This window comes from Sphingobacterium sp. UME9 (genome assembly GCF_014170215.1).
In the GTDB taxonomy this organism is placed as follows: Bacteria; Bacteroidota; Bacteroidia; order Sphingobacteriales; family Sphingobacteriaceae; genus Sphingobacterium; species Sphingobacterium paramultivorum.
Genome location: NZ_LZZP01000015.1, coordinates 35,068 through 46,786, shown reverse-complemented (window position 1 = coordinate 46,786; position 11,719 = coordinate 35,068). Strand labels below are relative to the sequence as shown.

At 37.9% G+C, this 11,719-nt stretch carries 9 protein-coding genes and 3 tRNA genes; 5 read left to right on the top strand and 7 right to left on the bottom strand.

Features of this window, described 5'->3' with window-relative positions; all coding sequences use genetic code 11:
- The first annotated feature begins 283 nt into the window (after positions 1 to 283).
- On the top strand, positions 284 to 1,369 hold the full coding sequence (locus A9970_RS28395; RefSeq protein ID WP_182984499.1) for a hybrid sensor histidine kinase/response regulator: 1,086 nt from the start codon (positions 284 to 286) through the stop codon (positions 1,367 to 1,369).
- Positions 1,370 to 1,469: 100 nt separating this feature from the next.
- On the opposite strand, the gene A9970_RS28390 is transcribed toward A9970_RS28395, so the two are convergent.
- The 4 genes from A9970_RS28390 to A9970_RS28375 all read right to left on the bottom strand — a co-directional run bounded on the left by A9970_RS28390 (position 1,470) and on the right by A9970_RS28375 (position 6,671).
- A complete protein-coding gene (locus A9970_RS28390) occupies positions 1,470 to 1,934 on the bottom strand; it encodes a response regulator (protein WP_046673283.1) in 465 nt (154 codons plus the stop codon).
- A gap of 249 nt (positions 1,935 to 2,183) precedes the next feature.
- Positions 2,184 to 2,256: transfer RNA gene (locus A9970_RS28385), tRNA-Lys, on the bottom strand.
- Positions 2,257 to 2,390: 134 nt separating this feature from the next.
- A complete protein-coding gene (locus A9970_RS28380; protein WP_182984498.1) occupies positions 2,391 to 3,152 on the bottom strand; it encodes a hypothetical protein in 762 nt (253 codons plus the stop codon).
- 315 nt (positions 3,153 to 3,467) lie between these two features.
- The gene (locus tag A9970_RS28375; protein ID WP_182984497.1) at positions 3,468 to 6,671 is read right to left on the bottom strand and encodes a S41 family peptidase; all 3,204 of its coding nucleotides are present in this window, start codon (positions 6,669 to 6,671) and stop codon (positions 3,468 to 3,470) included.
- A 555-nt stretch (positions 6,672 to 7,226) separates the two neighbouring features.
- Here A9970_RS28375 and A9970_RS28370 point away from each other — a divergent pair.
- Positions 7,227 to 8,414, top strand: coding sequence for an MFS transporter (locus A9970_RS28370; RefSeq protein ID WP_153847953.1), 1,188 nt, complete (start codon positions 7,227 to 7,229; stop codon positions 8,412 to 8,414).
- Positions 8,415 to 8,447: 33 nt separating this feature from the next.
- Here the strand turns inward: A9970_RS28370 and A9970_RS28365 are convergent, their stop codons facing one another.
- The 3 genes from A9970_RS28365 to A9970_RS28355 form a co-directional block, all read right to left on the bottom strand.
- Complete coding sequence (locus A9970_RS28365) at positions 8,448 to 9,122, bottom strand: phosphatase PAP2 family protein (protein ID WP_182984496.1); 675 nt, start codon at positions 9,120 to 9,122, stop codon at positions 8,448 to 8,450.
- Between the two features lie 178 nt (positions 9,123 to 9,300).
- Positions 9,301 to 9,372: transfer RNA gene (locus A9970_RS28360), tRNA-Arg, on the bottom strand.
- Positions 9,373 to 9,605: 233 nt separating this feature from the next.
- Positions 9,606 to 9,689 (bottom strand) — tRNA-Tyr (locus A9970_RS28355).
- 42 nt (positions 9,690 to 9,731) lie between these two features.
- Here A9970_RS28355 and A9970_RS28350 point away from each other — a divergent pair.
- From A9970_RS28350 to A9970_RS28340, 3 genes are all read left to right on the top strand, one after another.
- Positions 9,732 to 10,610 carry a peroxiredoxin gene (locus A9970_RS28350; RefSeq protein WP_228280103.1) on the top strand — a complete coding sequence of 293 codons (879 nt, stop codon included), beginning with the start codon at positions 9,732 to 9,734 and terminating at the stop codon, positions 10,608 to 10,610.
- A gap of 84 nt (positions 10,611 to 10,694) precedes the next feature.
- Positions 10,695 to 11,009: a co-chaperone YbbN gene (locus A9970_RS28345; RefSeq protein WP_046673204.1), complete on the top strand. Its 315-nt coding sequence runs from the start codon at positions 10,695 to 10,697 to the stop codon at positions 11,007 to 11,009.
- Positions 10,990 to 11,244, top strand: a complete 255-nt coding sequence (locus A9970_RS28340; RefSeq protein ID WP_046673203.1) for a DUF6952 family protein — start codon at positions 10,990 to 10,992, stop codon at positions 11,242 to 11,244. Before A9970_RS28345 ends, A9970_RS28340 begins: the two co-directional genes overlap by 20 nt.
- The last annotated feature ends 475 nt before the right edge of the window (positions 11,245 to 11,719 follow it).

The window sequence follows — 11,719 nt, the reverse complement described above, 5'->3', positions numbered from 1 at the left end:
GAACACCCGCAGCCTTCAAGTAGGCTCCCAACTGTCGAATGCCCGTACTGAAGGTTTCGAAAACCTCCACATCCGAATAATGCTTCCCATTAAATACCGCACAAAAAATACTATCTTTATGCACGTCAAGTCCTGCTGTTTTCATATAACTTTTTTTTTCAACATAAAGATAAGCAGCGGGACTTGCTTTGATTGCGATAGCTCTCGCCAATTTTTATCCGCTTGTGTGTAATCGGAAAATTAAATGTAAATTTGTAAGGGAATAAAACCATATAATAAAATTATGCAGAGGGAGCTTGAAATATTATATATCGATGACGAAGTAAACAATTTGGTTAGCTTTAAAGCGAACTTTAGATACGATTACGCTATCCATACAGCATCCAATACGAGTGAGGCCGAAACGATCCTTCATGCTCATCCTGATATCCGTATTATCTTCTGTGACCAACGTATGCCGGATGAGATGGGCATCGATTTTTTGCACCGCATTAAAAAAGATTTTCCAAAACCAATCCGTATTCTTTTAACGGCTTATGCCAATATGGAAACTGTAATTGATGCAGTTAACAAGGGCCATATTTTTAGGTTTGTCCGAAAACCCTGGATGAATGAAGAAATCGTTTCCGCTATAGAAGAAGCAAATAAATTTTATGTTGCAAACTCTATGCTAGAAGTTAAGAATCAAGAGCTACAAAAAGCTTATGATGAATTAGATAAATTCGCATATAGTGTTAGTCATGATCTTCGTGATCCATTGACAGGGGTTCTTTCTGCGGTGAAACTTGGGTTAGAATTTGACAGCATAGATCGTATTCATGAGTTGTTATCACTAATGGATAGTTCATTGGTCAGCTTAGATGCCTATATTGACAGTCTGCGAGACTATTATCTCTTACGAAGAGGCGAACTTATGTTGTCAGCCATAAATTTCGAAGAGCTCTTTAACAATATACGTCAGTTTTACAACATGTACACGCAAAATAAAGATGTTGCCTTTGAAATTTCACTGGATCAAAAAGAGATCTTTAGCGGCGATAAAGCACTTCTAGAACTAATTTTGCATAATCTTCTTTCTAATGCTTTTAAATACCAACGTAAAGGGCAAGAAAACCAGTACGTCAAACTCTCCGTATTCGTATCAGAACGTAAAGCTAAAATTATTGTGAGTGACAACGGAATAGGCATATCTCCAGAGTATGTTGAAGATATCTTTAAATTATTCTTTAGAGCAAGTGATCAAGCTAAGGGCATGGGATTTGGGCTCTATAATGTTCAGAATGCACTCTTAAAACTACAGGGGAAAATTGAAGTGCAATCACAGCCAAATCAGGGCACAACCTTTACAGTCATCATACCGAGCAAATAAGGCCGCTCACTTTCCGCAATCCTATGCAATTGTAGCGAAGAGTATCAGAAAGCAAACAGACATTTTAAATAAAAGTTGCCTTTCCTAAAATTATAATCTTTTAGGAAAGTAGCTTTTGTCGCAGCAGAAACTCCAACTGATCATTTGAAGTCTCAAGTTGAGAATTGGTCTCCACAATCTTTTGACGCTCAGCATAGACATCATAAGCGCGTTGAATCGTTTGATCGAGTTCCTCTTCACTCCACGGCTTATTGAGGTAATGAAAGATCTTTCCTTTATTGACAGCATCAACGACAGCCGCCATATCTGTATACCCTGTCAAAAGGATACGCATTGGGGCTGCATTGATCTTAATAATCTCCTCCAAAAACTCTACACCGGTCATTTCCGGCATCCGTTGATCAGTAATGATAATATGTATTTGGTTGTTTTTGACAATATCGATTGCATCGGCACCACTAATTGCCGTAAACACTTTATACTTTAGTCGAAATGTCGCTTTAAAAGAAAACAGATTGTTTTCTTCGTCGTCAACGTACAATATCGAAATCTTCTTGTCTTCCATAAGCTTATCGTCTGAAATACAAATTTACGTAATAAATTCGCTGAATTAATAACAGATTAAAGAGTTTTATGTTTTCCTAGCAGAAATAATACGCGATAGCTGATAGAAATAATGGATTAGTTATCCGAAAATTATAGCATCCGACGCCGGAAAAACGATTTAAAGTTAATATCTGCACAACGGTAATAATCTAACTTGCATTAGACACAAAAAAGCCATCTTACATTTGTAAAACGGCTTTTTTGAAAGTGACCCCGCTGAGGCTCGAACTCAGGACCCACAGATTAAGAGTCTGTTGCTCTACCAACTGAGCTACGAAGTCATTCGATAATCCAAATGTAAGGTTCACCGTAGAAAAAGTCAAGTGGAAAAGAATATTTTTTTGACTTTTATGACATTCAAGCGAGATTTTTGGCAGCTGCCCTATAAAAAACAGACCAAAATAAGGCAATTAAACTATTTATTCTTTCGCCCTATAATGCCTTGTGTCCCCACCACAGCGATCTTTCCCATAATCATTGGCTTAACTTCCATTTCTATTGGTTTATCCAGTTGCATTTTACTCCCTTTTTTGAATGGAATCACAACAGTTTTATAGCCAAGCATCTGTGCACGGAGCTCTTGATCTACTCGAAACAAAGATTGCGGTACCCAAAGTTGAAAATTTCCATTTTCATCCACTTTCGTACGATAATTTCCTAAGGATACTTCTGTGCCCACCATGCTTACATCGTTTCCAGCACAAACAACTTTGCCTTTTATGCTTACCTTAGTACTATCATGGCTTCCTTTTAACGCTGAATTATAATTTGTTGATGAGTTGCCCCGACCTTGCTTCTTTATCTGATCATTTTTCGTTTTTGTTTGGACAACGACAACTTCTCCAGTCAGTTTGTTTTGTGCTTGAGCAGTATGAAAACTCAAGGATCCAACCAATAGGAGGCCCGCAGCAATCCCTGTCCACCTTCCTTGCCAAATAGGGTTTTTAGAAAAAGAAATAGTGGCTTCCAATTCGCGCATCAACTGATCTTCATAAAATCGACCACATAACCCCCTACTGGCTTTTTTTATTTGATCCACAATTTCCTGATCATTCATCTGTGAAAAATCAACAACCATCTTCTCACATTGACCACAGAAACGGCCTTGTTCTTGTGGCGTCATCTTACCCCAATCTGCAGAGCAAGATTCTTTTACCTGTAATATAATCTTTTCCATATTGCTTTATATTTTGAGAAGGGATGCAGAAAAATCGCCAATTTCATAATGAAACAGCGCACAAAACAACTAAACACTGATAAACAGGTACTTAAAAAAATAAAACTGCTTAAAATCGTCTATTAACTTCCACTGAGCAAAGGGTGGGACCAAATGTAGTAAATTAACCGAATGAGGCAAATTATACGCTGAAGGGCGATAAATAGCAAAAATCAGAAGGTCGTATTCATAAAAACATGAGACGTTAAAAAAAATAGGCTGTCCAAAAAAAGTTGGACAGCCTATTTACAGTAGGTAATTCTAACAGTTACTTCCCTATTTTATATTGTCAAGAATTTCTTTTATCGCTCTTTCCAACTGCGGATCTTTATTTTCCATCCGATCTTGTACTGTATTTTTTACAAGAATATCGGGGGCAACTCCGGTTTGCTCGAGATCCTGACCATCAAGGGTATAACATCCCCAAGACGGAAGTCGATAGTTTGATCCGTCGACTAAGCCTTTAGCAGAAGTAAAAATAATCCAGCGATAGGTTTCATTACCAATGATTTTCCCCAATTTAAGGGCTTTAAAGCCCGCAGCGGTCATTTCAGCATCGCTCAGCGATTGCTCATTAATCAATAAAACAATAGGCTTGGCAGATGGCGCAAAATTACTTTGTGGCGCACGTTTACCGCCTCGGTATTGCCATTGTAAGTAAGGGCGTTGTGACAGGAATCGTAAAACTTCATCGTGCACATTTCCGCCTGTATTATACCGTAAATCTAAAATAATCCCTTGTTTGTTATTCTCCTGTTCAGCCATGTCGATCAAGAACCTTTGTAATTCAGTATCCGACATGTTTTTCATATGTGAATACGCTATCTTATTGCTACTCAACTGATCAACTCGACTTCGGTTATCTCTAATCCATTGGTCGTAGAGTAGGTCTCTAAACACGGCGCTTGATACCGGACGAATGTTTGTCTGAATTTCCTTACCATTACGATTCAAGGTCAATTGGATTTCTTCTTCCAGTGAAGGCCAAGTAAAATAACTATCGCGATCTGCCTGCGTATTCAATTTTGTTCCATTAATCGCCATGAGGATATCACCAGCATGAATATCAGCCTCTTTCTTTGCTGCGGGGCCATTCGGAACGATATAGCTAATCTTATAAGGATTGCTGGTATCATAGATCACACCGATTTCATTCGTTACAAAACCAAACGGCTTACGTTCTTCCTGTCCCATTGAACTGAAACCCAAATGTGACGAATTGAGTTCGCCCAACATATCATTTAAAAGGATGCGCAAATCTGTCCTATCGTTGATGCCTGGAAGATATTTCTCATATTTCTTTTTAACAGCGGTCCAATCTACACCATGGAAATTGCTATCGTAGAAATTCTCCTCCAGATTGGCCCATGTCTCATAAAACATCTGATTGAACTCTTTCTCAAGATCCCGATTGAATTTAAAACTCATGGTGACCGCATCAAGCTTATTCAAATCAAGATTATATTTCTGAATTGTTCCTCGACTCAACACAAAGTACTTGCCGGCAGACTCTACAAATTGCCCCATGCCTCCATCTGTGACTTTCTCGGTTTTGGCTGGTGTAAATAACTCATATACGGTACGATATGTACTATATTTTCCTTCATGATTGGAAGCATAGAACAAATAGGATTTATCCCCTTTTTGTATCACCAAAGGATCAGATTGTGTTCCAAATGCTGGACTGACTTGCTCAATTCGGTCACGTAATCCTTCTAAATCCAATTGGACCAAAACAGCTTTCTTGGCTTCGGCTGCTGGTGTTGCGGTTGACTTTACCTTGTCGGCATCATTTTTCTTCTTATCCTTAGTAGCATCTTCCTTCTTAGTTGCACCAGTTTTATTTACTGTCGTATCTTTCTTTTCAGGTGTTACAAATAATTCATCAAACTTTGCGCTACGATAAGGTTGGTCAAAGTTGGTCAATGCCATTCGGAAAATGCTTGAGTTTTGCATACCAGTAGGATAAGAAGGCTTAGTCCTATTACTCGCAAAATAAATGTATTTACCATCAGGAGACCAATATGGTGCTGCTTCTGTAACACCTGTATTTGTCAAATTAGTCGTTTGCTCATTTTTCAGGTTATACACAAAAATATCCTGTTCAAAATTGCGTATAGCCGTGAATAAAAGATAATTTCCATCGGGAGAAAATGAGGGTGAAGAATTTTGAAATGCCCAGATTTCATCTCTAACTACTGTTTGGCTCTTCAAACTTGTCAAATCCAATAGACGAACTTCATCACGTCCACTGAGATATACCGCTTTTGTTTTATCCGCATTGAATGTAATATCCCGATTGTTACGCAGATCTTGTGTCAATTGTTTTACCTCTCCTTTACCGTCTGCTGTGCGTGAAAACCAGTTCTGATACCCTTGATACGTTTGACTATAGAGCAATGTTTTACTGTCTTTAAGCCATTTAACTTCCATGATGCGCTCCCCTTGACTTGGCATCTGACGAACAAACTTTCCTTCGATATCTGAAACGAACAATTCCCCACGGGATACAAATGCCATCTTTTTCCCGTCCGGTGAAACGTCGAAATTACTGATGTTACCTGAAATATTGAACTCCTTCAGCTTTCCCAGAACCTGATTGCGGTTAAGCGCGATGTTGGGCTGTATGGTTTTCTTTGCATTGACATCGTAAATATAAAGTTGGTAGCCTTTTTCAAATGCGATCTTACTACCGTCTGCCGCGACAAACGGACGCTTGATAGACTCTGGGAAAGATGTCAATTGGGTTTTCGCTTTTCCAGCTATTTGATAAAGATTGTATTCACCATTGCTTTCGTCGGACACATAGAATATGTTTCCTTTCTGGTCCACTGTCGGCCAAAAATCTTTACCTATATAATCGGTATATTGCTGAAAAGCTTTTGTTTTGGGATTATAGGACTTTATATCCGGATTGAAAGCACCTTTATAACGTTTGCGGTTGGCCGAGCTGTAGCCTTCCCAACTATCATTGAATAATAATTCTCCTGAAGGTGTTGGCACTACATTACTGATATAATTAAAGACATGAGGAAACAACCTTGTTGCCGTTCCGCCATCCAAAGCAACTTGAAAGGCACTCATTCTATTATAACGCGATGACGTAAAATAAAGTGACTTACTATCCCAGCTCCAGCTGTCTACTTCATCCGAAGCATCATGCGATGTAAGCTGCCGTATATCTCCACCAGCCAAAGGCATCACATAGACGTCCATGTTACCATTTTGATTGGCCGAAAACGCTAGCCATTTTCCATCAGGGGAAATTCGTGGATTGATCTCATTTCCTTCCATTCCTGTCAGCCGAACTGCAACACCACCCTGGCTCCCTACTTTCCAAAGGTCACCTTCGTAGCTAAAAACCATTTCCTTACCATCGGGACTCAACGTCGGATGGGACAAAAATGTGGGTTGCTGCGCAATAACACAGGCAGTTCCAGCATAGGCTAGTACTGTACTTAAGATTAGTTTTTTTATCATGTTATCTAGGAGGCTAATAATTGTTTGCCAATACAAAGGTAGAATAGGTATTGAACAAACCAATATGAAATAATGAAGAATTTTATATTTTTATTTCTTCACTATTTCAGCATTTTATCGTAGCCCTTTTCCCCTTATTCATAGGTATTTATTTTCTAATGAGCTAGAGGTCCCCAATCGGCCTATTTCTGACTTCAACATCTAATATCTTCTTAAATTGAAACAGGCCTGAAAATCGACTGAAACAAATGTGTCTCTTTCCGGTTCTTATACAAGGAATGGTTATGCAAAACATATCATATTGAATAAACATGATTTAGCCAAATTGAAGAAGGCCATCGTATTATTTTCTTACCGGAAGATTGAAATAGAAGATAATTATCAAAATAATCGAATATAATTATCAACAAATCGATGAGCAATTTAAAAATAGGCATATTTCTGTATCCCTATTGCAACCTAAAAGTTGCAACCTAAAAGTTTAAGTATTTTTTGAATCATTATATTTTTTAATGGGATACTTATCCTTAACTTTGCACCCTCAAATCAGAAACTATGGACGCAACGTTAACTCACTCAGAAGAAGATCTTTATAACAAACGAAATCGCATAAGAATCGCGGTATCACTTTTCTTTTTTTGCCAAGGGATCGCGTTTGCATCTTGGGCAAGTCGAATTCCCGTTATTAAAGCTTATCTCCATTTAAGTGAGGGGCAATTAGGTACAATTTTATTAATGCTTCCTGTTGGGCAGCTTGCAACAATGGCTCTCTCAGGAAAGCTGGTCACAAAATATGGCAGTGCAAGTGTTTTGCGTATTGTACCTATCGCTTATACCTTGGTCCTGTGCTCCATCCCCTTTGCACAGAATGCCTGGCAGTTGGGAGGCATATTATTTCTGTTTGGTGTCACTGGTAATATGTGTAATATTTCCGTTAACACGCAAGGCGTTGCAACTGAACAGATTTTCAAAAAATCAATAATGACTTCTTTTCATGGAGCCTGGAGCATCGCTGGCTTCACAGGTGCACTAGTCGGCTTGTTAACGATGAATTTGGGTCTGAACACCTTTTACCATTTTTTAATCATATTAGTCATTGTCGCAGCGAATACACTAATCAACCAAAAGTATTTGGTTCCGGGCAAATCTCCTCAAAAGGAAAAGCGTAGTTTTTTCTCTAAACCGGAAGGTGGCCTACTTCAACTCGGCATTATCGGCTTTTTCAGCATGGCAACAGAGGGGGCAATGTTTGACTGGAGTGGGGTCTATTTCAAGGAGATCGTTCAAGCTCCAGAAAAATTTGTTGTCGTTGGCTACGCTTCTTTTATGATTATGATGGCCACTGGACGCTTTGTTGGTGATGCTGTCATTCGCAAATTAGGGAGAAAAAGAACCCTGCAATACAGTGGTCTGCTGATGTTCGTCGGAATGATGACATCGGTTATTTTTCCTGAATTTATCATCTGCACCCTCGCTTTTATGTTAGTAGGTATAGGCGTGGCCTGCAACGTCCCTTCCATTTACAGCATTGCTGGGCAGAACAAAAATGTACCATCTGGAGTAGCCTTAGCCATGGTTTCAAGCATCAGTTACCTGGGTTTTTTAATGGGACCGCCTTTAATTGGATATATTGCTGAAGCTTTTAGCCTACGCTATTCTTACGGTGTTTTTGCCTGTTTCGGCCTATTGATGTTTATGATGGTTGGACGATTATCTTTATTTAAAGAAACACGCCCGGCCTAATCTATCAAAGCACATGTTTACCGAATTTGCACTTTAGATTTTGACCTGAAGAAATCTCAGGCTAAATGACATACGTTTACTTCTTAAAACATAAGGCATTGCCAATAGATAAAAACAAGCCGTACCTGTCCCTAAGATGGAGCCAAACCATACATCTTCCACAAAATGCTGGCCCAAATACACCCGAGAGTAACCCGTTAATACAGCGAGAACAAATAAAATTACACCAAAAGCTCTATTTTTTGAGATAATGGCTAACGTAGCCGCCATCGCAAACGCCGACGTTGTATGTCCAGAAGGAAAGGAGTTAAAGTGCGCTACACGCAACCAAGAAACAACATGGAATGTCGGATCCCCATGAAATACCGTTGCCGGTCTATCAGCATCGAAAAGGTTTTTCAGTACACAACAGATCAGCCCTGAAAAGATATAGGTCCCGAGGATAGCTCGAGCAAAATTCCACTGCTGTGTACAGCAGTAAGCAATAAAAACACCTATAACAAAAAGACCATCTCCAAAATAGGTCTGTATTGTAAAAAGAATATCGGCCCAAAATGCATGACGTGTATTCACAAAATGGAATGAATCTCCCTTCGAAATAAATACAACTATAGCTGTCATTAAGGCCATCCAAATGGCAAAGCAAACAAAAAAAGCAGGATTAGCTGCATATACCTTTCTAAATTGGTATAATAAAAATTTTCCCATTCAATCTATGTTACAGAACTACAGGCCAAAAGTAAAATTGCTGTATGTGTAAATAATGATCCGAAAATAAACATTCTATTAAAAATTTACAATTCTATTACGTATTTATTTTGATAAGAAAAGAAAAACTATTAGGCGCTAAACAAAAAAAGCGATGGAAATCCATCGCTTTTCTCAGTAGCCCCGAGCAGAATCGAACTGCTATCAAATGTTTAGGAAACATCTATTCTATCCGTTGAACTACGGGGCCTTTTCAGAAGCCAAACTTAGGTTTATTTTATATATAAGTCAATAGCTAGTCTAAAATCCTGTTATATTTTTTTTAAAAAAGAGAGGTAGCCCCTATATAGACTAGTTTTACTAAGCGATTAACATCCACAATAGCCAAAATCAATATTAAATCGGTTTCATCTACTATGAAATAGTCTAGATCAAACGCAAATTTAGAACCTGTAAGATAAACTGGATTTAGAAAATGAAAAATGGTGGAGGGAGAAGGATTCGAACCTTCGAAGCCGAAGCAACGGATTTACAGTCCGTCCCATTTGACCGCTCTGGAACCCCTCCAGCATTGTGTTGTTCTAGAATTGAACGTCGCAAAAGTAGCTTTTGATTTGCAAAACTGCAATTATTTTAGGGCATAAATTTGTAACTACCCCAGTATTAATTCATTTATTTTCAAGAAACATTCAAATGGTCTGTTCTTCGCCAGATCAAGTTATCATTATTATAATAAAAACTTATTGTTATAATCTAGTCATAATAGATTTTGACGATAGTGTATTGGTAAAATCAATTCGCTTTTTGCATCGAGTTGCTGTATCTTTGTATCAACAAAAAAAAGAAAGATATATTATGAGTTTCACAGGTAAAAGTTTTCCAAGCATTACAGTAGATGCAATTGATTATTTAGGCGATAATTTACAAATCAACATTTTTGAAAAAGCAGTTAAAGAAGGTAAAAAAGTGCTTTTGTTTTGGTATCCAAAAGATTTCACTTTCGTATGTCCTACTGAATTACACGCTTTCCAAGAAGCAGCTGCTGAGTTTGAAAAACGCAATACAGTCTTAATCGGCGCTTCTTGCGATACAAATGAAGTACACTTTGCCTGGTTAAACACAGCAAAAGATAACGGTGGAATTGAAGGTGTTGAATATCCTCTTTTGGCAGACACTAACCGCAACTTATCAAGTATATTGGGAATCTTAGATGTTCAAGAAGTTGAACACCCTGAATACGGAACATTGGCACAAGGTTCTGCGGTTACTTATAGAGCAACTTACTTGATCGATGAAACTGGCCGTGTATTCCATGAATCAGTAAACGACATGCCTTTGGGCCGTAACGTTAAAGAATACTTACGCTTGATCGACGCTTACGCTCACGTACAGAAATTTGGCGAAGTGTGTCCTGCAAACTGGGAAGAAGGTAAAGATGCAATGAACGCAGATAGAAAAGGTGTAGCTGATTATTTAGCTAAACACTAACAATACAAGACCACAGCGTCTTATCAGCAGGAGCTTTTCCCAGCTCCTGTTGATTTCTCCAACAATCACCTTAATAATAAAATCATGTTACAAGAATTAGAAAACGATAATTTACAAGAAATTGTAAACAATAACGATATTGTTATGGTTCAGTACTCCGCCACCTGGTGTGGTAACTGCAAAATCATGAAACCAAAATTCAAAAAATTGGCTGGCGAAAATGATAGTGTACCTTTTGTTATTGCTGATGCAGAAAAGTTCCCTGAATCCCGTAAACTAGCAAATGTCAATAACCTACCCACTTTTGCCGCTTTTAAAAATGGTAAATTAGTCAATCAGGTACAAACAAATAAGTTAGACGCATTAGTAGAATTATTCAATGAAACTACCAGTAATTAAGCATTTGACAGAGTTCATCGAGCAGAATGATGTAGATTATGTCTTGGAAACAATCGAGACACTGGAAGCATTAACCGAGGCTCCTTTGAAAGATGAAGAACTTGACGTTCTTGGTGAATTGATTTCAAACCTATACGGAGCTGTAGAGGTTGATAAATTGATTAAAGAAGGCAACTCAAAAAAAGACGCGTTAAATATGTTTATGAAGCGTGTTCTAGGTGCGATTGATAAATAGTCTTTGCCCCAAAAAAGCATTCTTGTGAAACTTTCTTTAAAGGTTGTTCCTGTCATTTTTGAGCATTTGAAGCACAGAAACTAACATCAATTGAAATTTGTCAAACAAATATGCAATTTGATTTAGACCAATCCAGATTTTTTTGAAGGTAGCAGAGAATCTATCTTATCCTAAATATCGTTGTATTGCAGCATCTTAAATGTATGACGCCTATATATTATAAGTTTTCCAAAAGCTAAAATGTTGACAAAATTTAGCAATGTGGAAAACTAATTAAAGTAATCTGACAGAACTAAATATTTTCTACATATATTTACTATGTTAAAGGTTGCCACTTGGAGCGAAGCGACAAAATAACTATTCTCTAAAAATTCGTTTCAGGAAAAAATATTTTAATTGTTAAACGGAAATTCCAACTTGATTGGGATTTCCGTTTTTTATTTATGCCTATATTTTACCTTTCAGCGATCGATCC